Consider the following 21,338-nt stretch of genomic DNA (forward strand, 5'->3'; position numbering starts at 1 on the left):
AACCCATGCGCGGAACCCGTCTGTTCGTGACCGCCGCCTTAGCGGCAGCAACCGCTCTGCCTCTCACCGCAGGACCCGCAACAGCAGTCGAACGCAATCCGGTGATCTTCGTTCACGGCTGGAACGGCAGCGCCTCCAACTGGAACGAGCTGGTGGCCGACTTCAAGGCCGACGGCTACACCGATGGCGAGCTCACCGCCTGGAACTACAACACCTCGCAGTCGAACAAGACCACCGCCGACCAGCTCTCCGCCGTCGTCGACGACGTGCTCGCCAGGACCGGCGCGACCGAGGTCGACATCGTCACGCACTCGATGGGCGGGCTCAACAGCCGCTGGTACCTCAAGTTCGTCGGCGGAGCCGACAAGGTCGACGACTGGGTCTCGCTGGCAGGCCCGAACCACGGCACCACGTCGGCGAACTCCTGCTTCGACGCGTCCTGCGTGGAGATGCGGCCGGGGTCGGAATTCCTGACCACCCTCAACGACGGGGACGAATCACCGGGCGCGGTCAGCTACGGCACGTGGTGGTCGACCTGCGACGAGACCATCGACCCCGATGACAGCACGGTCGTCTCGGGCGCGCGCAACACCCAGACCGGGTGCATCACGCACCTCGGCTTCCTCAGCGACGACGGAGTGTCGCAGGACGTCCGCACCTTCGTCGCATGACGGTGACCTGAGAACCGGGGCGGTCCGGAGGATTATCCGGGCCGCCCCGACTCAGGTCCACAGTGGATACTCGCAGCGGCTCAGACCTGCCGGCCTCGAACAGCACTCCGGGCGTCGGCGCGCGGTTGCACCACCAGGGGGACCGAAACGACGATCAGGACCCCGAGCACGATCACGTTGAGGACCTGGTCCAGCGGTTCGTACATGTGCAGCATCGTCACGTGGTAGCCGAAGTGCAGGACGTTGAACACCAGCCACACCGCACCCGCCATCCGCGACGACCGCCCGTCATCGACATGTCTGAGGGCGACCGCGCTGAGCACCGCCAACGCCAGGAACATCGCGCCGACGTCCTTGACGAAGTGCTCGTTGTACGGCCCCAACTGCGGTAACCAGCTCAGGCCGAGACCGGGGAAGGAGTCGTAGAAGAACCTCGGCGCGAAGTACGCCCACGCGCCGGTGAACACGGATGCGAAGGTCAGAACCGCAAGGCACGCACGATCGATCACGACCTTCGGAGATTTGTCCTGCCGCGCTTCGCTTGAACTGATCACGAGCTCCTCCTGTTCTCGATGCGAGCGCCCTTCTCCTCTGGTCGCGAAGGGCGGGACGAAGTGCTCGTCGTGGAGACGACGGGACCGAGGCGGCATCCGTGACAGCGCGAGCCGCCGACGCGACACAGGTCACGTCGCGTCACACCGGCGACGGAGCTGCCTCGTCGTCACCGCGACGCCGGGAAACGCCGGAGGCACCGGACTACGGGGGAACCTCCCTCGCCAGGAGGGACGAGCGTCAGTGCGTTGCCCGAAGATCGAGGCAAGGTTTCACGCCACAACCCGTGTCGGAGATCCCGCCGCCGGGGCAGTCGTCGAGATCAAACGCGTGGGAGAGCCGGCAGTCCGATCGAAGGCACGCCCCGTGCAGTCCTCGAGCAGCGTGCACGCGATCCCCGAAGGCCTCTCAGTTCAGGCCGACGCCGCAAGCAGCTCTGAGCGGACCAGCCGAACGCTCGAAAACGCCCACATCTCATTGTCGACTTGTGGATCAGCTCTCAGATCAATCGGACAGTCTGCGGGTTGTGTCCCACCGGTCTGACTCAATCCGCACGATTACGTCGTCTAGCCCATGACCACGTACCGGCGAATCGATTAACGTGACGCGTTCGTGCACTTGGCCAGCACATGCCCGCTATTCGCGATCGAGAGGGTGGCTCCTTGGTGAGGCGAAGCTGCCTTGCCCTGCTGGTCGCATTGGGAGTGGACGATTTCGGTTCTGGGCTGTTCCTGCCTTTGGCGCTGGTGTACGCGACGCGGGTCGTTGGCATACCGCTCGCGCTCGCGGGCATCGTGGTGGCCGCGGGCACCCTCGTAGGGTTCTTGGTCCCACCCGTGGCGGGGCGGCTTGTCGACCGAGTGGGGCCACGAACCGTGGTCATCGCCGCCCAGCTCATGCAGGCGCTCGGCGCGTTGAGCTATCTCGTGGCCGATGGCGTGGCGGTGACGTTCCTGGCCGCGATCATGCTTGCCGCCGGGCTCCAGCTCTTCTATTGCGCCCTGTTCTCGCTGATCGCTGATGTGTACGGAGAAGGCGCGAAGGACAGGCCGTTTGCCATCGTGGGCATGGTGCGGTCTGCTTGTTTCGGGCTCGGCGCGCTAGCCGGTGGCGGGCTTCTGAGCACACTCGGGGCGACCGGACTTCGGCTCATGGTCGGCGTCAACGCACTCAGCTTCATCGCGTGTGCTCTGGTGCTGGCCCTGCTTGTGCAGGCGGCACATGCTTCACGAGATTCGCAGCAAGCCACGGAGCCCGGCAGCCGGGGAGTCCTGCAAGATCGGCCGTTCCTGATGTTTATCGCGGTCACGGCATTGCTCGCGCTGGCAAGCGACTTTTTCCTTGTGGGCGTTCCCGTTTACGTGCTCGAACAACTCACCGGTCCCGCCTGGCTTCCGGGCTTGATGCTGGCTTTGCTCACCGCCTCGTTGAGCATCGGTGGTACCGCAGCCGTCCGTGCAACCCGGTATCTCGCCCGGACCACGACGCTTGCTATCAGCGCCGGGCTTTACGTGGTGTGGTGCTTGATGAGCCTCGCTGCCGTCTTCATCACCCCGGCATGGCTACCGGCCTTCCTGCTATCGGCAACGCTGCTTCAAGCTGCCGCGGCCCTGCTGTCCGCAACGCGGGTCAACGCACTCGCCGAGGCTGCCGCACCACCCGAAATGCGAGGCCGCTACCTCGCCACCTTTCAGTACGCTTTCACCATTCCCCGCTCGCCGGCCTGTTTGCTGCAGGCGTGTGGGTCCCCTGGATGCTCGTCGCAGCAAGCGCCAGCGCCGCGATCTACGGTCTCCGCTGGCTCACACCGCGGCTCCCCGCACACGCAGTGAAACCCCCAGAACATCCAGACAACCGAGCAGTGTCGGAAACACCCTCAGCAAACGACGCGTGACACCCTCCACCAACCCGACCCGCGTCCCAACGCGTACTGCCTGACCAGACGACTGCTCCGAGGACGTTCGAACGCCAGAAGTTGAGCAGCACCCGACTCGTAAATTCGAACCTCGCCGGTTCCGATCTGAGGCACTCGAACGTGGGCGAGGTGAACCGCGCGCCTAAGCGAGACCAAGCTCCCGGGACAAGCCGACAAGTGAGCCTGGAGGCATCGGCAGTTCAGAACCACAGCCCGTATGAACTGAGACGAAAAATGAGACGAAGAAGCCCCCGTCGAGATCGACGGGGGCTGTTTTCGCAGCTCATAGCGGTGGCCAGGGGCGGGGTCGAACCGCCGACCTTCCGCTTTTCAGTTCTACGATCACCGGTTCGACGGCGGCCGCCGACCGCGCGGGAGCATCGAGCTCGCGGCGGACCTCCACCTGCCCGACGACTCCGCTCAGTTGTCCTGTGACAATCCGGGCTACGCGGTCGCTCTCGTGCGACGGGTGGTCGACGCCGAGAGCGGCCGGCCCGGATCCTTGCCACTCGCCGACAGCACGCCAACGACCTGGAACGCATCCGCTCAACGTGCTAGCCGTCTGAGACGAAAGGTCTCCGGTCGTCCGGTGCGTGCGCGCGGCGGCCGTCACGTCCAGGCGGACTGGGCCCGCTGCTCCGAAGACCGGGGAGTCGGCACCACTCCGAGCTGGCTCAGCAAGCTCGCGTTGTCGAAGAAGTCGTACTCACGGCGGATCTTGCCGTCCTCGATCTCGACGATGCTGCACAGGTGGACGTGGATTTCGCGCCACGTCGGCGCGATCCCTTCCAGCTCGTTCTCATGGATCCCGCTGACCTCGTACACCCGAACGCACGCGGATTCGCCGCACGTGTACTCCGCCACCGCCTCGAACACCATGTCGGAGAAGGCGGTCGTGTACTTGTCGGCGACAGCCACGGCAGCTTCTGCGCCGGCATGCCGCTCACCGTCGGGGCTGATGTATTCGTATTCCTGGTGGCACAGTTCTCTGAGCCCGTCGAAATCGCGTTGCAACACGCACTCGAACATGCGCCGCTGGACCTCGCTCGCCTCCGTCATGGGTGTGCCCCCTCTCCTGCTGAAGCACAACCCACAGTGCTCCAGCCCAGAAGCCTCGTGCCAGGGTCTTTCGTCGGTGGGCCGGCGGGAGAACGGCGGACACCATTCCGCAGAGGAGGACTTTGTGCCCTGTCGTACCCCGCACAACTCCGGCATCGTGTGATGTGCCGGGGTAATGCCCGGGGATCGACCTGAGAAGCGCAGTGGCCTGGACGACCAAGGCCGCCCTAGACCTAGCGATCAGCAGATCGCGAAACGCTCCTCAGGTCTGATCTGTGCCGGGGGCCGAGCGCCGCGAGTGGAGCCCGCACCTTCCGACCACTGGGGGAATAGCGCCGACAGCGCGCGTTCCGCATGAAGTGGGAGCCCCACGTTCCTAGACCCCACATCCCGGGTGTCAAGCGACACTCGATGATCTGACCAGCCCAAACACCGGTCCGGACCACTCACGAAAAAAGCCCCTCCCGAACCGGGAGGGGCTTTCCAGCTATGAGCGGTGGCCAGGGGCGGGGTCGAACCGCCGACCTTCCGCTTTTCAGTTCTACGATCACCGGTTCGGCGGAGATCACGAACGGAAAATCGGCAGGTCAGAGGATCGGCGTGAACATGCCGCGCCGCCTTCGAACTGCCGTGAACGCGTACGAATGAGACCAGAACTGAGACCACAGACCGCGCATCGACCATTGAAGTAGATGAGGGACTACGGGAGCAAACTGCCGATCATTCACCCGTTCGGGCTAGGGTTGCGTGCCATGACTCGGATCAGTGTGGATGTGGTCGGCGAGTTGTCCGACCAGCAGATCAACTACTTTCGTGACCTGCTGGAGCGTCAGCTCCAGCAGATGGGGTTGCGTGGACAGGTCACGACCCCGCCCAGGTTTCTGCTGCAGCAACATGCTGAACCGGGCAATCTGACCGTGAAGCTGCATGCTGAGTTCGATCCCATCGACCGCCAGGACCCATGCCGTTTAGTCGATGATCGCCGCGACGCGCGGGTGTTCTCCCCGGCTGAGCTCCTGGACATGTTGGCCAATCCCAAGCGTGTCTTTCCCTCGGTATGCGGGCGTTGCACAAGTCGTGCTGGTGTCAGCACTGTGCGCAGAGTGCTGGGCGCCTACAAACTCGCCACGTGGCCCGAGGACACCCAACGGCAGGAAGTCGTCAAGGAGCTGCGGGAGCAGTTCCTTGACAAGGGGTTTTACTAGATCTGTCCGTGCGTCAAGCGACCTTAAAGAGCGGCCACCGGTACCAGCCCACTGCACGCCCCGGCAGTCCAGCCTGCCCGACTCCGCCATCGGATTTCGATGTCGGATTTGCGCCATCTATCTGACATGCCCTCTTTCGGGTGACCTGCGGCCTTATAAGGAGCTCCACGCGGAATCCTTCGCTGGGTGAGCGCACTGTTGGAGAAATTGCCAGCACCCGCAGTCCTAGAGGGTGGTAGTTCGGCCCGCTCGTGGCGTTTTGAGATGAGCCAGTGGGGTTCCGCCATGTACGGCGCTGCGCTCGGGCTGGCTCTGTTCCTGGTCACGCACCGAGCCATGTCGGACGATGCGATGATCACGCTGACTTATGCCCGGAACCTCGCTGAGCACGGGGTATGGGGCGCAATGCCTGGGGTTACTGCAAACACGCAGAGCTCACCCTTGAATATGTGGCTGCTGGCTGCAGGGGGCCTTCTCGCCAATGGTCACGTGGTGTATGCCCTCGGGATTGTTCTCTCCCTGACCCTCGCTGTGACCGGCCGGTGGGCCGAAGGGCTACGCCGTTGCCTCGGGCTTCACTGGGCAGCGCCGTACCTTGCGTTGACCTTGGTGGTGTGCTCACCCCTGCTGGCATCCACCGTGGGTCTCGAGACCTACCTCGGGGTCGCGGCCCTCACTGGTGTCGCCCGCTACGCGGCCGCCGACCGTGCCGCGGCCGTCGGCGTGGTCGCAGGTGTGGCCCTGCTGACTCGCCTTGACATGATCGTGCCAGTGGCTGTGCTGATCTTCGCTCTGTTGCCGTGGTGGCGGTCATTTTCAGCGGCCGCCGTTGGCGCCATGGTGGCCGTGCCGTGGCACGTGTGGTCCTGGTTCGCCCTCGGGGGTGCGGTGCCGGACACGACATGGCTCAAGAGCAGCAGCGGCGCGGCACTCACAATGGCGACGTCAGTCGGCTCGTACTACTTCGCCCGGTGGCCGGTCGCGACGTTCTTGACCGCGCTGCCGGTGATAATGGGCTTGGCGTGCGGCGTGTGGGCTTTGACCCGGGGTGGCCGTCATGCGCGCGTTGTGTTGGCCGCGCTTATTGCGGGTTGGGCGCATTGGGCGGTGATGTGGCTGGGTGGGGCCTACCCGCAATTTTGGTACTTCGCGCCATTGGTGGCTTGCTCGATCCTGGCTACGGCGCTCAGCCTGCACTGCTCGAACCGTCTCGGGCTCGCCACATTCGTAGCCGCTCTCGTGCTAGCTACCGGATCACTGGTCGCGTCGTTGCCAGCCCCTTGGTCAATGGCCTACCTGACTGGAAACTATGCCAGCACCCCGCAGTACGCCGCCGTCGCCGCGGACCTCGGACGACTCACCGGCGGACAGCCCGTCGGCAGCCCTGGGGAAGTAGGTGCGTTGGCTTTCCACGCGCCGGTCCCCATCGTGGACTACCTCACCGACCCGGCCGTGACTCGGCCGCTGCTGGATGAACGCTACCGTGATGCCGGGCCACTCAAGCAGACCTTGTTGCGGTGGAACTGGGCCCACCGCGAGACATTGACTTCGACGCCACTACCGCGTTACCAACTTGCGTTCAGTGGTGTTGGGGTTACGTCCGGTCGGGAAGTGGCTCGCTGGCAGGTGTTGGATTCGGCCGAGCAACCGCGCACCCTCATGCTCCTCGACACCGCACTGACTCGCTGAACCCTGCCCCTGTGCATGATGACTCCGACGGTCGAGAGTGCAAGGTAAGCAGGGACAACCGGGCCTAACTTCTTCACCTCCTCCAACTCCTCTTGCTGGGGTTGGTGATGACAACCACGCCGCGACCGCGCAGCAAGGAAGTTGTGCCGGCACTCCCGGCCCGTTGTGGTTGTGCCCGGAGTCGAAGTGGGATTACCCAACGCCCCACAACCCTTCCCCGATGGTTGGTGCTGTCCGGGCGGCTTGTCGTTAGCCGAAACCAGCACGTGGGCTGTACGAGCGTGCTCTTGCCATCCAAGAACAAGCTCACGGCCCCAACCACCCCGACGTCGCCCGCGCGCTAACTAGCCTCGGGCTCGTCCATAGACGGCTGAGCGAGCGAGAAACGGCACGCGACCTGTTCGAGAGAGCCCTCGCCATCCATGAACAGGATCGCGACCCCTCCACCGTCATGATCGGGCTGGGCTACCTCGGCCAGATCCATCGTGAACTTGGCGACCTGGCCACAGCCCGAAATCACCTTCGGCGAGCGCTCGCCGTAGCAACAGGCGTGTACGGGCCAGCCAAGCCGCTCATTGCGGAGATCAGTAAGCACTTGGAAGCGATAGAACGGGAAGCCGAGGAGCACGGGCTCTAGGCAACGGGCAAGGTCCAGGCAGACCACAGCAACAACTGAGACCCAAACTGAGACCACGTCCCAGCCGCGCCCAACAGACCCGGGGCTACATGCCAATCTTCGGCGCCACCCCGGACTCAGATCTGAGGGGCACTCCGCGATGTGTCGCCCACTCGGTGGCTGCCTTGGCTCATACGACTTGGGCATCATCCAGTACACCGGGCCAGACAGAAGGGCGAAAGATGCACTGTGCGGAATGCTGCCTCCCCCTACGAATGACCAAGGCTCGCACCGTGCCAGTCCACTACCTCGAAGACGTGCACTTTTTCGGTGGATGGGCGCAGAAGCAATGTCCGGCCTCTGGGAGCACGGAGTTCTTCGCCCGCGTCGACCGTTGCGCCCGACCACGAAGCCGTCGCGAGTGCCCGTACTGCCATCGAAAGTTCACGCTGAACAAGAACGGGAAGTTTCCCGTACATGACGACCCCAACGGGCGAGAGTGCAAGGTAAGCAGGGACAACCGCGCATAGCTTGTTCGTTCATGACGCCAATCACCTCGGATGCTTGGCAGGGCCTCGACCGACAAGACCAGCGTCTCAACACAGTGAGCTCTGCACCCCGAAAGAGAAATTGACGTCAGAGCTAGTGACACCGGACACTTAACACATTCGCACTATTGCTCCGATTGGGTGACACCTGCGGGTTTGGGCTCGCACCTGCTGGACAAGTTGGCAGGGTACGTACACAAGATCCGATCGGAATGGAGTTTGGTATATGCGGCGCATTCGAACAGCTTTCGTCGGTGCATTGATTGCACTACTAGCGGCGTCAGGCGGTGTTGCCTCAGCGTCAACCACGGAGGGAAACGTACCCACTGAGGCTTCGACCGGCGCTGGCACTCGAGCGCTTCCGAATAACTGCGGACTCAGTGTCTGTTTTACTCTGAGTGCAACTGAGACAAAGCGTGTCGCGGACGCGCCGGTGGGGGAGACCGTCGGGATCGTTAGTCCGCTCTGCGGCGTGGTTCCGCCGCCCGGTAGCGTTATTTGCGGTGTGGCCATTGGCGCGAATGCGTTTACCTTGAGCGTTGGAGCGAAAGACGCAGTTCGTCAACGTGGTTGCGTCACGTACATGTTGCCGCCACCCGGCGGCGTCCCGATCGTGACCTACCGGGTTGACAAATGCCTCCAGCCGTAACTCGAACATTTCCGAAGAAGAGAAGTTAACCCAGGAATTTGGAGGCGACTTTCCTCGAAAGTCTTCGCCCCCAATTCGAGCTGCTGTCATCCGTTAAGGACTGGGAATCTCTAAAGTGCCGACCCGCAAAAACAATTCGGGTCGGCACCTTCTTTTCTCGGATATTGCGGCCAAGTTACATTCGTCGTCGCGTGGAAGAAAGTAGAGCTCTGCCAGCCCATATTCGTGTGTCGAGTGGAGTCCACTCTTGCGTTCCCGTAAGGCGGGCCGAGTGGTCTTCCCCATCATCCCGGGCCGACTTAGTTACGTTATAGAGCTTGTGTTCGAACCACCGCGAGTTTGGTCTTGTGCTCGATCAAGGCGTGTTAGGCCTGGCATGCTGGATCTTGCCTCCCGCCGGAGGTGTTAGCCCCCCGGGGACGCTCTGGGGGCGCCGGTGGGGGTTTCCGGCGGGAAGGTAGAGGACAATGTCCGAGGAGTCTTTCGGGCAGGCCTTGCGGCGGCATCGTCGTGCGGCCGGCCTGTCTCAAGCCCAACTTGCCCAGGAACTTCACCTCGACCAGGGCAATCTCTCCCGGTACGAAAACGACCGGCAACGCCCCGAGCCTACGACCGTGGACGCCTTAGACGCGCTCCTGTGCGCCGGCGGCGAGCTCCGCGCCCTGGCCAACGCCACCACCCCACAGCCCGCGACCAGGGGAATCCCGGCCGCCGGTGCGTTCCATCCGAGCGACGAGACCGATGCGATGGAGCTGGCTCGCAGGGTCGCGGCCTCCGACATCAGCACCGAGACGCTGGCCCAGCTCGAAATGGCCTTCGACGACCTGGCTACCGCCTACCCCGCCAGCAGTCCGCACGATCTTCTGCCTCGGCTTCGGGAGCACCTGGGCTACATCTCCCAGCTCATCGACGCGCCCCGCAAGACCCTCGCCGCCCATCGCCACCTGCTGGTGCTCGGCGGCTGGTTCTCGCTGCTGGCCGCCACGGTGCACATCGATTTGAATCAGCACGCGCCGGCCACCGCCCGGCTGCGCACCGCCGCAGGCCTTGCCACTCACGCGGAGCAGGACGAGATCCGCGCCTGGTGCTACGAAACCGAGGCCTGGCGCACGCTGACCGGCGGCGACTACCGCCGCGCCGCCGAGCTGTCCCAGCACGCGCAGTCGATCGCCCCGTCCGGGAGCTCGGCGGAGATCCAGGCGACCGCGCAGGAAGGCCGCGCGTGGGCGCGCCTCGGCAACGCCGACGCCACCTACCGCACCGTTGAGTGCGTCCATGCGCTGTCGGCTCATTTGCCGAAGCCAGTGCCGGCCGAACACCACTACCGCTATGACCCCGGCAAAGCCGCGGCCTACACCGCCACCACCCTGGCCTGGCTCGGCGACCCCGAGGGCGAACAACACGCCCGCCAGGTCATCGACCGCTTCCGGCCCACCAACGACTCCCAGCCCTGGCCCCGCCGCTACGCCACCGCCCACGTCGACCTCGCCCTGTGCGCAGCCCGCAACGGCCGCCTCGACGAAGCCGCCGACGCGGCCCAGACCGCCATCGAATCCGGTCAGGTTGCCCCGTCCAACTGGTGGCGCGTCCGCGAAGTCGTCAACCACGTCACCGCAGGAAAGCTCCCAACCGCAGGCGAGCTCCAGGACTCCTACCGGACCATGACCAGCCCCTAACCAGCATGGCTATGCGCATCAGCCCACCGTTGATGCGCATAGCCCCGCATTTCCGATCACCGGCGGTGCTGGTTCGGCAGCGTTGGGTGCATGGATGCGGCACGACCAACGCCACCGCTCGACGCGGGCCTGTGGACCAGCCCTGACGGCTGCGTCCACATCCGCAACGCCGGCACCGGAAACACCTTCTGCGGCCAACCCGTCGGCAACTACGGCACCCAACCCACCCACGCCTGCGACGACTGCGTCGCGGTGAGCCTGCGCGAGTACGCCCGCATCCACGCCTGCGACCTCATGTGCCGGAAGCGGGCCGAGTCATGAGCACCCCGACGAAGGCCGAGCAGAGCTACGCCCACGTGTGGACCGATCACCTCGGCGTCGTGCACGAACGCCGCCAGGACGACCACGGCCTGACCCTCTGTGGCCTCAACGCCGGCGAGAGCAACCACCCGATCTCCGCCCGAGCCTGCCGAAGCTGCATCGCCGAACGCCTTGCTTCCGAGATCCCCTAGCCACCGAGGGGCGCGGATGGCCCCGAACTCCGCGCCCCTCGGTGTTCCACACCCTTCCCATCCCTCCAGACCTGCGTGAACAAGCCGCGTATGGCGCTCTCAGCGCGCTATGAAGTCGCCGACACCACCACTGACCAGCGAGACAAGGACGAGGCCGTGCCTCCCCGAAAGATCCGCGAGAGCCCGGCACAGCGCTCCGTAATCGCCGAGCTCCGATGCACAACCCAACTCGCCGATGACCGTTTGAGACCGTGAAAGGTAGCGTGAGCGCACATGGAGCTGGTCCAGCAAGCCGCCGAGACTGCGGAACACTTCGTGGCCCCGCTGGGGCGCCGTTGGGAGCATGTTCAGGCAGTAGCAGCACGAGCGTCCGAACTCAGCGGCGCCGTGCCACCGCAGGACCGAGACACCTTGGTCGCCGCGGCTTGGCTGCACGACATCGGTTATGCCCCCGAGATCGGTCACACCAAGTTCCACCCGCTCGACGGTGCCCGGTACCTCCGGGAACAGGAGTGGCCCGAGGTGATCGTGAACCTCGTCGCGCACCACTCCGGAGCGCGTTTCGAGGCGGTCGAGCGCGGCATGTCCGACGAGTTGGCCGAGTTCCCGTTCGAGGACTCGGCATTGCTGGATGCGCTGGTCATGGCCGACCTCACCACGGGGCCGGCGGGGCAACGCTTGGCCTACGACGAGCGGATCGGAGAGATCTTCAGCCGCTACGCGCCCGAAGACCCGGTTCACCGCACGTGGGTGAAGGCACGTCCTGTCATGGCTGAGGCAGTCCAGCGAACCGAACAGCGCTTGGCCGCTCAGCCCAAGTAGGGCTGCGTGCGCGTCTCGTCGAGCGCGTGATCGATGCGCAAGCGCATCGAGGTGTGGATGTTCAGGCGATCGAGGTCCGTTGGGGCGACCCAGCGGACCTCCTTCGTTTCGCTGCCGTCTTCGCGCGGCTGACCGCCGACCCACTTGGCCTCGAAGCACAGCGAGAACTGCTGCCGTACTTCCCCATCGTCGTAGGCCATGACGTGGTGGGGGTTGGTGTAGGTGCCGACCAGGCGCACGACCTCGACGTCCAGGCCGGTCTCCTCCTTGACCTCGCGGACCACGGTGTCGGTGAGGGATTCGCCGGCGTCGTGGCCACCGCCCGGCAGTGCCCACAGGTCGTTGTCGATTTTGTGGATCAGCAGGATGTCGCCGGCGTCGTTGCGGATGGCTGCGGTCACCGAGGGCACGACTGAGTTGGCCGCCGGTGCGTTGGGGTCGTTGAAATAGTCCACGCGTGCCACGGTTGTGCTCCTCAGACGGTTTCCGGCGTGGCTTCCTGCCACACGCGCTCGAACGACCGCAGGTAGTGCTCCCACATCGGTCCGTCGTCCACCTGACGCAGGTGCAGAACGGGATTCTCACCGGCAAGGGAGCCGAAGGCGTGCCCGTTGACCAGCATCTGATCGTCGAAGCGGTAGATGGAGTTGTAGAGGATCGTCCCGTGGGTCCGGATCTCGACGCTGTCCAACTCGGCGACCTTGCTCAGGTAGCGCCGCATCATCTGAATCCGGCCTTCCAAGCCTCCAGTCGTCCCCTCCTCGACCGCGCGCTGGATTACCGCCGCCGAGGTCTCATCCCCCACGGCGAAGCGAAAAACCGTGCCCTCTTCGGCTTTCCGCCTGATCACGGGCAGGATGTTGTGCTGCTCCACGAGGAACTGTCCTGAGAAGACGAGCACCTCCATGCGCTCCTGGACGCCGTGGATCAGCTCGTTCCACAGCTCGAACGGCACAGCCGAGCGAGACGGGAACAGGTGCACCAGCTCAACGTCCTGGTTCGGCGTGGTGTGCGGGTCCTCCGCCAGGGACGGCCAGAGCTGGACCTCGGACGTGCCAAGCAGCTCAGCGACCCTCCTCCGGGTCTGCCGGTGCGGTTTCCGCTCCATGGTGATCCAGCGTCCAGCAGTCTTCTCATCGACTCGCACCTTGGCGGCGACCTCCTCAATCGTGAGGCCGGCCGCGCGCACCGCTGCGCGAAGACGCTCGTTCGCCATCTCTACCCCGGGGACGTTTTGAGGATCTTTTGGGACGTCGAGCAGACGGTATAGAGCTGCGAGGACGTCTGCAACCGACCCGGAAAGACCCGTGGGAACGTCCGCGGTTTCGCGGTGAACTTGTTGCCAGAGACGGAAAAACCCCGACCACCAAATCGGCGGCGGGGCTGACCGAGGAGGCAACTATGGCGAAGAACGCGTTTCCGATGATGCCGCAGTCCGGCGGCGGCGTGATGCCGAAGCTGATCGGCTTCCTGGTTCTGTTCGCAGTCGGATCGATGATCATCAAGCAGCCGGTCGAGTCGGCCCACGTGATCGGCGACCTGTGGACGAAGTTCGCTGGCGCCGGCGACGCCCTGTCGACCTTCATGCAAGCGATCGGCGGCTGACCGATGTCAGGCCTGCTTGCCCTCCAGCGCGACGAGACGTTCTCGCAGCTCAGCTACCTCTTGGCGAAGTCGGACGACATCCGCCCGAAGGTCCACCTCGTCTTCCGGGGCCTCGCCTTCGAGGACCTGGGCCAGGTGATCGGACGGCCAGCGGAGCGCTTCAGAGATGGCGGCCAGCAGGCGCGGACTGCGTCGGCGCGGCTCGTAGTTGTTCTGGAGCTGTCGCAGAGTCGCGGTGCTCACCCCGGACTTCTCGGCGAGTTCCCGCTGCGTCAGGTCGAGCTCCGCCAATCGGGTGTTGATTGCGGTCGCTACTGCGTCCCAGTCCTTGCTCACGACACCTCCCGTTGACCCACTCCTATCAGCGCAAATCCTAGCGCTGAAGTTCCCAGTTCCCCGAGAAATCCCAAGCCGGAGTTATCCGTGGCCACCCCCTATCGCTTCCGTAGCGCTAATAGTTGCGCTAATGTTCTCGCATCGCTCAAGGAAGGAGCCCGAGAGATGCACTCTCACAACTACGACACGTTCGCTTCCGACCTGGACGGACAGCACGACATCGAGGTCTACACCTCGTTCGGCGCCGAGCTGGCCGGCTGCGAGGCCGAGCTCAGCGAGTTCGAGCAGGACGCAGTGCGGAGCTACTGGGATCAGGTCGTCGCCGAGGAGCTGGGCGAGCTGCCGGTCACGCCGTTCGTCTGGTCCGAGCTAGGCGCCGGGGAGCGAACGCGGCTGCGTCGCTACGAGCGTCGCGAGGCGGGCGCCGTGCTGCGGCTGATCACGATCGATGCGGATTCCGGGGAGGCGGCGTGAACGGGTTGCTGAATTGGCTGTTGTCCGGGCGGCGTGCGCCGCAGTTTTCGACCGAGGGCAGCTCTCGGGGTGCTCGGCGGCGGCGTGAGCTGACCTGCCCGGGGCACAAGCCCAGCCGTGGTGAGCAGGTCACTGAGGTGACGGTGCGGTGGACCTGCGAGTGCGGTGCGTTCCGCTTCGAGATCGACGCGCCTCCGCCGCACGTTGATGAGGTCCCCACGGCGGCCTATCTGGAGATGGAGCGCAGGGGCCTTCAGGGGCAGAAGGGGCCGTGGCGTTCCCAGATCACCGGCAAGCCCTTGCTGGTCGCGCCCGCCGAACCGGCCGACGAGACGGCCGAGGCGAGCGCGTCGGACGAGACGCGGAGCGAACTGCGGTGCGACCGGCAGGCCAGGGAGTACGTCGAGCGGTACGGGCCGTGTGCGGCGCGGGATGAGGCCTATTGGGCGGATCACCGCAACGACGACTTGATGGCCGAGGCCCTGTTGAGGGCTGCCGAGCGTGTCGACGGCGGCGAGACCACGTGGGCTTTTTGATGCACCCGGCCCAGCAGGCCAGTCGCCAAACCTACTGCTGGGCCGGGTCTCCCATCGATCAACAATCCGTTAGGAGATCTCTGATGCTACGGATCGCCACCAGCCCCTGTGGGGGTGCGATGAAGACCCTGATCCTCGGACTGCTGAGCCTGCTGATCGAGCTGGCCGTGGTCGTGGTGCTGCCGCTGGTGTTGCTGGCGGCCGCCGGGCTGCTGCGGGTCACCGTTGTGACCGTCCTGCCGCTGGTCGTGCTCTTCGCCCTGGCGGTGACCTCTGGGATCGCCCGCACCCTCGGCGTTGGGCTGTTCGGCCTCGGTGTGGCGTTGCGGCTGGTCATGACGGCCGTTGATGGGTTGGGTGCTCGGGTTCCTGCTCCGCGGCTTCCGGTGGGGGTGGGCCGATGACCACCGCGAAGAGCTCCTACCCCGTGCCGGTCGCCGAGCTGCTGCCGCAGGCCCACCAGCTGGTCACGAAGCTGGGGCGGATGCCGAGCCGAAACCAGTTGATGGCCGAGCTGCGGATCGGGGCGCCGAAGGCCCGCGCGATCCTGGACCGCCTGACCGACGAGCACCCGGCCAAGGCTCCCAACCCGTTCGGTCTGCACGTTGTCACCGAACGGACCGCCGACGAACCCACCGAAACCCACGACGACCCCACCGAGCCCGAGCCCACTCAAGCGGACACGGTGGCCGAGGTTGAGCCGGTTCCGGATGAGGTGGAGCCGGTGCGGGAGGAGAAGTCTGAGCCGATCACGGCTGCCGCAGACCCGGATGCGCCCACCCAGGAGCAGACGCCGAGGCCGGTGGCGGTGTGGCCGGTCATGCTGCTGGCTTTGCCCGCGTTCGTGGCCATCTGGTCCGGGTGGGTCGGACTCGGCCAGCTGACCGGGTTCGGCATCGTGCACCCACTGCCTGGGATCGCGGACGGGTTCGCGATCAACACCGCGATCACGCTCCCGATCGGGGTGGAGACCTACGCCGCCTACGCCCTGCGCGTGTGGCTCTCCGGCCAGGTCCCAACCAAGGCCCGCAGATTCGCGAAGTACTCCGCGCTCGGCTCGCTCGCTCTCGGAGCACTGGGTCAGATCGCTTTCCACCTGATGAAGGCCGCCGGCATGACCGAGGCCCCGTGGCTCATCACCGCAGCCGTGGCCTGCCTGCCCGTCGCAGTGCTCGGCATGGGTGCGGGCCTGGCCCACCTGATCAAAGACACCAATGACCACCGGGAGGTGCAGCGATGACCGAACAGCCGCAGAACCCCAAGCCCGAGAGCAACGAGCACCAGGCGCACGAGGACGGCGAGCAGGCGCGGGTGCTGCGCTTCCCCTCCGAACGCCTCAACCCCGACCAGACCCGCGATGAGGGCGAGTCGGAGCACCAGGTCATCGATGGCGAGCTGGTCGACGAGGACCAGGCCCCGCAAGTCGACCAGCCCCAGACCGGCGAGGCGGGATCGAGCTTGGTCCGGCACGAGAAGCGGGAACCGGTCCTGCCTGGCTGGGCGAGCAGCGTGGAGGAGTTCCGGGAGGCCGCGAAGTGGGCGGTGGGCTACGCCGGCCACACCTTCGCCTTCCACGCGGTGCGGTGCCCGGTCTACCTCGGCCGCATCCTGATCCGAGTTCCACAAGGGACGCTGCGGCTGCTGGGGGGGTTTCTGCGGTGGGTGACCGACGCCGAAGGCCGGACCGTTCGCCATGCTGCCGCTGACCGCGCGGATGCCGCCGAATACCTCCGGCTGTCGAGCCAGCGTGATAGCCGGGTCCGAGGACGGTTCTACGCCACGGTGGGTCTGGGCGCGGCCGCGTTGGCGGCGTTCTTCCTCGGACGGGCGTTCCTCCCGGAGCTGGTCCAGTACGCCATCGTGGCCGGCGCCCTCGGCGCGGTGGGGTGGTTGGGTGCTCCGGCGGATCAGCCGATCGCCTCGCGGGCGGTGGAGGCGACGAAGGTGCCGAAGCTGACCAGCAACGCCGTCGAAATCGCCCTCAACTCCCTGGGCATCTCGGGGATCAACCAAGCCATGGGCAAGGGTGGGGAAGGCATCGGGTTCCCCAAGCCGATTTCGCGGGATGGCAAGGGATGGCGGGCGGACGTCGACTTGCCCCACGGGGTGACCCCTGGGGACATCATGGACCGCCGCGAAAAGCTCGCCTCCGGTCTCCGCCGACCCCTCGGGTGCGTCTGGCCGGAAGCCGACAACGCCGAGCACGCCGCCCGCCTCATCCTCTGGGTCGGTGACCAGGACATGCGCAAGGCCAAGCAACCCGCCTGGGCACTGCGCAAGGGCGTACGCGTGGACCTGTTCCAGCCCCAGCCCTTCGGTACTGACCAGCGTGGCCGGTGGGTGGACCTGCGGTTGATGTTCACCTCGGTGGCGATCGGGGCGATCCCGCGCATGGGCAAGACCTTCACCCTGCGCGAGCTGCTGCTCATCGCGGCGTTGGACCCGCGTGCGGAGTTGCACACCTACGACCTCAAGGGCACCGGCGACCTCGACCCCCTGGAAAAGGTCACCCACGCCCACGGCGTCGGAGACGACGACGAAGAGATCGAAAAGGCCATTAGCGACCTGCGGAAACTCCGCGACGAGCTCCGCCGCCGGGCCAAGCTGATCCGGGACCTGGCCAAGCAGGGCCTGGCGCCGGAGAACAAGGTCACCCCGGAACTCGCGGGCAAGAAGAGCTTGGGGCTGCACCCGATCGTGATCGGTGTCGATGAGTGCCAGGTGTGGTTCGAGCACCCTGACTACGGGGAAGAGTTCGAGGCCATCTGCACTGACCTGGTCAAACGCGGACCGGCGCTCGGGATCATCATCATGCTGGCCACCCAGCGCCCCGACGCCAAGAGTCTCCCGACTGGCATCTCGGCGAACGTGTCCACGCGGTTCTGTCTGAAGGTGCAGGGGCAGACCGAAAACGACATGGTCCTGGGCACCTCGAAGTACAAGCAGGGCGTCCGTGCGACGACGTTCGCGTGGGCGGACAAGGGGATCGGCTACCTGGTCGGCGAGGGTTCCGACGCGCAGATCGTGCGCACGGTGGCGGGTTTGGATGGTCCGGCGTCGGAGAAGGTCGCCACCTACGCCCGCACCCTCCGCGAGACCGCCGGCACCCTGACCGGCCACGCCATCGGCGAGAACCCGGAGATCGACGAGACGATGTCCAAGAAGGACACGCTGCTCGAAGACATCCTCGCGGTGGTCGGCGAGACCGAGAAGAAGGTCTGGAACGAACGCGTCATCGCCCGCCTGTATGAGCTCAAGCCGGAGGTGTACGGCACCTATCGCGAGTCGGCCGATCTGACTGCCGCGCTCAAGCGGCACGGCGTCCGGACGGCTCAGGTGTGGGGCACGAGCGACGGCAAGGGAGCCAGCCGCATCGGCATCACCCGCGCCGACATCGCCGAAGAAGTTGCGGATCGTAATCGCCGTGAGGGGTCCGGCTAGCCCTCGCTGGGTCTCTAGACCTAGACGACAGCCCTTCTAGGTCTAGAGACCCCGCTAGACCCCCATTCCCTTTCTCACCAGCGCCCTAGTTCCTAGAGGTGCGTGGGCGAGTGCGCCCAAAAACCGCCCTGGAGGCCATCTGTGACCCCCACCGACCCCGCTAGCACCGTCCTGTTCCTCGCACTCCTGATGGTCACTTTCGGTTACGGCGTGACGTGCTGGTTCTGGCCTTTCAAGGCCTGCCGCACCTGCCGAGGTACCGGCAAACGCCGCGCCCCCTTCGGCCGCGCCCTCCGTCTCTGCCCGCCCTGTGGCGGCACCGGCCTTCGCCTTCGTCCCGGCCGCCGCGTGATCAACGCCGCCCGCCGCATCCACCGCGCCAACCACCACCGCCACTGAAAGGGGCCAGCCATGACCACGAACATCACCATCGCGACTTGGCTTGCCACCCAGGGCATCCACGTCTTTCCTCTCCGCCCGTTCAGCAAACGACCTTTCGCCAACTGCCCGCACTGCAAGACCGGCCACGCCGCTCCGACCGCCTGCCGGTGCCTGGCCGCTGAACAGCCCTGCCATGGACTTCTCGCCGCCACCACCAAGCCGGAGCTGATCCGCCAGTGGTGGGCACGGACGCCCAGCGCCGGCGTCGGCATCGCGACCGGCCCGTCCGGGCTGGTCGTGCTCGACCTCGACCGCAAGGACAAGGCCCCGTCCCCGGCCGCGCACGACGTGCCCAGTCCAGTCGGAGACGGGTTGGAAGCCCTCGACGCCCTGAGCATCGCCGCTGGAGACTCCTGGCCGACGACCCTGACCGTGGCCACGCCCAGCGGAGGCCGGCACCTGTACTTCCGCGCTCCCACCGGTCTGGACGTCTCCAGCGACGCAACCGGGCGTGTGGGGCACCAGATCGACGTCCGCGCCCGGGGCGGTTACGTCCTCGCGCCCGGAACCTCGATCACCTCACCTCCGGAAGATCTCGCCGGCACCTACCGCCGCGTCTCGACCACCACTGAGGTTGCAGAACTGCCGGACTGGCTATGCCAGCGCGTCACGCCACCGGCCACACCGGCACCGGTGGCTCCCAACCTCCGGGCGCAGCGGGCGGGCGATCACGCGCCGGGCTACTGGCAGCGCGTTTGGGAAGGCCAGCTGACCAAGGTCGAAACCGAGCCAGGGGAGCGCTGGCGCCTGGTCTACGCGGCCGCTCGTCGCCTGGCCAACCTCGCCACCCACGACACCGCCCCTTGGACGGCAACTGAGGCGATCGACGCCCTGACCGCCGCCGCGCTCCGCCGGCGGGAGCGCACTGGCAAGCCGCTCGAACCCGCCGCCGCCCGACGCAACGCCATCCGTGGTTGGGAGCGCGGAACCCACGACGGCCCGGACTCCCTGCACGGCCTCGGAAACCGCATCGCATGACTACAAGTACGGAAGGAGGTAGCTCAATGACATTTCAAGCCAACGGGGCCGGGCTACTGGACCAGCTGCACACCGCGCTGACCCGCTACGTCATCCTGCCCAGCCCGCAGGCCGTCGACGCCGTGGTGCTGTGGATTGCCGCGACCCACGCCCAGCCCGCTTGGGCACACGCCCCGCGCCTGGTGATCCGCGCCCCGGAGAAGCGCTGCGGGAAATCGCGACTGCTCGATGTGGTCGAGGCAGTCTGCTACGAGCCCTTGATCACCGTCAACGCCTCACCCTCGGCGATCTACCGCTCCATCACCGACGACCCGCCCACAATGCTGGTTGACGAAGCCGACACGATTTTCGGCGCCGAGGCTGCGAGCAACGAGGACCTGCGAGGTCTGCTCAACGCCGGCCACCAGCGCAACCGACCCGCAATCCGGTTCGACGCGAACACTCGCAAGGTCGAGGCCATTCCGACGTTCGCCATGGCCGCGTTGGCTGGCATCGGAGCCATGCCCGACACCATCGAGGACCGTGCCGTGATCGTCCGGATGCGGCGACGCGCTCCAGGCGAGTCCGTCTCGCCCTACCGCCACCGTCGCGACCGCCCGGCCCTGACGCACTTGGGTGACCAGATGACCGCCTGGCTTCGAGGCGACCTCAACGTTCTCGAACGCGCCGAACCCGAGATGCCGCTCGAAGACCGAGCGGCGGACACGTGGGAACCGCTGATCGCAGTGGCAGACCACGCCGGCGGCAGCTGGCCGGACCGCGCACGCCAAGCCGCGGTTGACCTCCTGGCCGAAGCGACCGACAACGACCAGGGCACCATCCGCACCCGGCTGCTGGTCGACTGCCGTACCGCGTTCAACGACGCACAGGTCATCTCCACCGCTGATCTGCTCCGGCAGCTCAACTCCGATCTCGAAGCCCCGTGGCGCGACTACGGACCTGGCGGGCTGAGCCCGGCGAAGCTGTCCAAGCTGCTCGCCGAGTTCGAGATCCGGTCGGCGAACGTTCGGTTCCCCGACGGATCTCAGGCCAAGGGCTACCGCCGAGCCGACTTCGCCGACGCCTGGGCTCGGTACTGCCCGCCGGAGTCCCCTGCGGGGGAGGCGTCCCAGCCGTCCCAAGCGTCCCAGCCCAGGTCAGCGCGGGACGGCACCACCGACTGGGACGGCTCAAGCCGTCCCACCCAGATCACCGGCCCAGTCCCTTGGGACGGCAAAAGCCGTCCCAGCAACCCAAGCCGTCCCAGCCTGACCTGCATTGGGACGGATGGGACGGATGGGACGGCTACCCCACGCACCATCAACACCAGGGGGATCGCATGACAGCGAACACCGCACAAATCGCCGCCACCCTCGCCTCACTCGCAGCGATGCTCGCCGAGCAGGAGATCCCCGAACCGGCCGCACCTGCACCGCCCGCCCGCAAGATGCCCGACCGCGTGCTGCTGACGGTCGAGGAAGCAGCCGAACAGCTCGGGATCGGCCGGACCAAGACCTACGCACTGGTCAAGGCCGGCGAACTCGAATCCGTCCAGATCGGCCGACTCCGCCGCGTGCCTAAGGCAGCGATCGAGGACTACGCCAACCGACTCATCAGCCAGCGGAACGCCTGAA

The 21,338-nt window shown here is 66.0% G+C and carries 23 protein-coding genes and 1 pseudogene; 19 read left to right on the forward strand and 5 right to left on the reverse strand.

Annotated elements, in window-relative coordinates:
* Nucleotides 1–101: 101 nt before the first annotated feature.
* On the forward strand, nucleotides 102–671 hold the full coding sequence (locus AB0J91_RS15340; RefSeq protein ID WP_363868653.1) for an alpha/beta fold hydrolase: 570 nt from the start codon (nucleotides 102–104) through the stop codon (nucleotides 669–671).
* An 80-nt stretch (nucleotides 672–751) separates the two neighbouring features.
* Here AB0J91_RS15340 and AB0J91_RS15345 read toward each other — a convergent pair whose 3' ends face one another.
* The gene (locus AB0J91_RS15345; RefSeq protein ID WP_363868656.1) at nucleotides 752–1,225 is read right to left on the reverse strand and encodes a hypothetical protein; all 474 of its coding nucleotides are present in this window, start codon (nucleotides 1,223–1,225) and stop codon (nucleotides 752–754) included.
* Between the two features lie 663 nt (nucleotides 1,226–1,888).
* Here AB0J91_RS15345 and AB0J91_RS15350 point away from each other — a divergent pair.
* Nucleotides 1,889–3,055: an MFS transporter gene (locus AB0J91_RS15350; RefSeq protein ID WP_363868828.1), complete on the forward strand. Its 1,167-nt coding sequence runs from the start codon at nucleotides 1,889–1,891 to the stop codon at nucleotides 3,053–3,055.
* A gap of 692 nt (nucleotides 3,056–3,747) precedes the next feature.
* Here the strand turns inward: AB0J91_RS15350 and AB0J91_RS15355 are convergent.
* Nucleotides 3,748–4,197 carry an ester cyclase gene (locus AB0J91_RS15355; RefSeq protein ID WP_363868659.1) on the reverse strand — a complete coding sequence of 150 codons (450 nt, stop codon included), beginning with the start codon at nucleotides 4,195–4,197 and terminating at the stop codon, nucleotides 3,748–3,750.
* A 692-nt stretch (nucleotides 4,198–4,889) separates the two neighbouring features.
* Between AB0J91_RS15355 and AB0J91_RS15360 the strand changes: the two genes are divergently transcribed.
* The 8 genes and pseudogenes from AB0J91_RS15360 to AB0J91_RS15395 all read left to right on the forward strand — a co-directional run bounded on the left by AB0J91_RS15360 (nucleotide 4,890) and on the right by AB0J91_RS15395 (nucleotide 11,914).
* Nucleotides 4,890–5,402: a hypothetical protein gene (locus tag AB0J91_RS15360; RefSeq protein WP_363868662.1), complete on the forward strand. Its 513-nt coding sequence runs from the start codon at nucleotides 4,890–4,892 to the stop codon at nucleotides 5,400–5,402.
* 186 nt (nucleotides 5,403–5,588) lie between these two features.
* Nucleotides 5,589–7,091, forward strand: a complete 1,503-nt coding sequence (locus tag AB0J91_RS15365) for a hypothetical protein (RefSeq protein ID WP_363868665.1) — start codon at nucleotides 5,589–5,591, stop codon at nucleotides 7,089–7,091.
* Nucleotides 7,092–7,359: 268 nt separating this feature from the next.
* A pseudogene (locus tag AB0J91_RS15370) lies at nucleotides 7,360–7,461 on the forward strand (tetratricopeptide repeat protein); the annotation flags it as partial.
* Nucleotides 7,462–7,728, forward strand: a complete 267-nt coding sequence (locus AB0J91_RS15375) for a tetratricopeptide repeat protein (protein WP_363868831.1) — start codon at nucleotides 7,462–7,464, stop codon at nucleotides 7,726–7,728.
* A 1,643-nt stretch (nucleotides 7,729–9,371) separates the two neighbouring features.
* Nucleotides 9,372–10,580, forward strand: coding sequence for a helix-turn-helix transcriptional regulator (locus AB0J91_RS15380; RefSeq protein ID WP_363868668.1), 1,209 nt, complete (start codon nucleotides 9,372–9,374; stop codon nucleotides 10,578–10,580).
* A 90-nt stretch (nucleotides 10,581–10,670) separates the two neighbouring features.
* Nucleotides 10,671–10,901, forward strand: a complete 231-nt coding sequence (locus AB0J91_RS15385) for a hypothetical protein (protein WP_363868675.1) — start codon at nucleotides 10,671–10,673, stop codon at nucleotides 10,899–10,901.
* Nucleotides 10,898–11,092, forward strand: a complete 195-nt coding sequence (locus tag AB0J91_RS15390) for a hypothetical protein (protein WP_363868678.1) — start codon at nucleotides 10,898–10,900, stop codon at nucleotides 11,090–11,092. Before AB0J91_RS15385 ends, AB0J91_RS15390 begins: the two co-directional genes overlap by 4 nt.
* Before the next feature lie 273 nt (nucleotides 11,093–11,365).
* The gene (locus AB0J91_RS15395) at nucleotides 11,366–11,914 is read left to right on the forward strand and encodes an HD domain-containing protein (RefSeq protein WP_363868681.1); all 549 of its coding nucleotides are present in this window, start codon (nucleotides 11,366–11,368) and stop codon (nucleotides 11,912–11,914) included.
* Here AB0J91_RS15395 and AB0J91_RS15400 read toward each other — a convergent pair.
* Both AB0J91_RS15400 and AB0J91_RS15405 read right to left on the reverse strand, forming a co-directional pair.
* A complete protein-coding gene (locus AB0J91_RS15400; RefSeq protein ID WP_363868684.1) occupies nucleotides 11,902–12,378 on the reverse strand; it encodes an NUDIX domain-containing protein in 477 nt (158 codons plus the stop codon). The genes AB0J91_RS15395 and AB0J91_RS15400 overlap by 13 nt on opposite strands.
* Before the next feature lie 11 nt (nucleotides 12,379–12,389).
* The gene (locus tag AB0J91_RS15405) at nucleotides 12,390–13,130 is read right to left on the reverse strand and encodes a helix-turn-helix transcriptional regulator (protein ID WP_363868687.1); all 741 of its coding nucleotides are present in this window, start codon (nucleotides 13,128–13,130) and stop codon (nucleotides 12,390–12,392) included.
* A 185-nt stretch (nucleotides 13,131–13,315) separates the two neighbouring features.
* Between AB0J91_RS15405 and AB0J91_RS15410 the strand changes: the two genes are divergently transcribed.
* On the forward strand, nucleotides 13,316–13,519 hold the full coding sequence (locus AB0J91_RS15410) for a hypothetical protein (RefSeq protein WP_363868690.1): 204 nt from the start codon (nucleotides 13,316–13,318) through the stop codon (nucleotides 13,517–13,519).
* A gap of 6 nt (nucleotides 13,520–13,525) precedes the next feature.
* Here AB0J91_RS15410 and AB0J91_RS15415 read toward each other — a convergent pair whose 3' ends face one another.
* Entirely contained in the window at nucleotides 13,526–13,855 is a 330-nt protein-coding gene (locus AB0J91_RS15415) for a helix-turn-helix transcriptional regulator (RefSeq protein ID WP_363868693.1), read from the reverse strand.
* Between the two features lie 165 nt (nucleotides 13,856–14,020).
* Between AB0J91_RS15415 and AB0J91_RS15420 the strand changes: the two genes are divergently transcribed.
* The 8 genes from AB0J91_RS15420 to AB0J91_RS15455 all read left to right on the forward strand — a co-directional run bounded on the left by AB0J91_RS15420 (nucleotide 14,021) and on the right by AB0J91_RS15455 (nucleotide 21,337).
* Nucleotides 14,021–14,329, forward strand: coding sequence for a hypothetical protein (locus AB0J91_RS15420; protein ID WP_363868696.1), 309 nt, complete (start codon nucleotides 14,021–14,023; stop codon nucleotides 14,327–14,329).
* Nucleotides 14,326–14,865 (forward strand): hypothetical protein, encoded by a 540-nt coding sequence (locus AB0J91_RS15425; protein WP_363868699.1) that lies wholly within the window; start codon nucleotides 14,326–14,328, stop codon nucleotides 14,863–14,865. The genes AB0J91_RS15420 and AB0J91_RS15425 overlap by 4 nt, the downstream gene beginning before the upstream one ends.
* 119 nt (nucleotides 14,866–14,984) lie before the next feature.
* A complete protein-coding gene (locus AB0J91_RS15430; protein ID WP_363868702.1) occupies nucleotides 14,985–15,269 on the forward strand; it encodes a hypothetical protein in 285 nt (94 codons plus the stop codon).
* Complete coding sequence (locus tag AB0J91_RS15435) at nucleotides 15,266–16,105, forward strand: ABC transporter permease (protein WP_363868704.1); 840 nt, start codon at nucleotides 15,266–15,268, stop codon at nucleotides 16,103–16,105. Before AB0J91_RS15430 ends, AB0J91_RS15435 begins: the two co-directional genes overlap by 4 nt.
* A complete protein-coding gene (locus AB0J91_RS15440; protein WP_363868707.1) occupies nucleotides 16,102–18,306 on the forward strand; it encodes a cell division protein FtsK in 2,205 nt (734 codons plus the stop codon). Before AB0J91_RS15435 ends, AB0J91_RS15440 begins: the two co-directional genes overlap by 4 nt.
* Before the next feature lie 411 nt (nucleotides 18,307–18,717).
* Nucleotides 18,718–19,725: a bifunctional DNA primase/polymerase gene (locus AB0J91_RS15445; protein ID WP_363868710.1), complete on the forward strand. Its 1,008-nt coding sequence runs from the start codon at nucleotides 18,718–18,720 to the stop codon at nucleotides 19,723–19,725.
* Between the two features lie 26 nt (nucleotides 19,726–19,751).
* Complete coding sequence (locus tag AB0J91_RS15450) at nucleotides 19,752–21,047, forward strand: DUF3631 domain-containing protein (RefSeq protein ID WP_363868713.1); 1,296 nt, start codon at nucleotides 19,752–19,754, stop codon at nucleotides 21,045–21,047.
* Nucleotides 21,044–21,337: a helix-turn-helix domain-containing protein gene (locus tag AB0J91_RS15455; RefSeq protein WP_363868716.1), complete on the forward strand. Its 294-nt coding sequence runs from the start codon at nucleotides 21,044–21,046 to the stop codon at nucleotides 21,335–21,337. Before AB0J91_RS15450 ends, AB0J91_RS15455 begins: the two co-directional genes overlap by 4 nt.
* The last annotated feature ends 1 nt before the right edge of the window (nucleotide 21,338 follow it).

The sequence above is a fragment of the Saccharopolyspora sp. NPDC049357 genome (genome assembly GCF_040677225.1).
Taxonomy (GTDB): domain Bacteria; phylum Actinomycetota; class Actinomycetes; order Mycobacteriales; family Pseudonocardiaceae; genus Saccharopolyspora.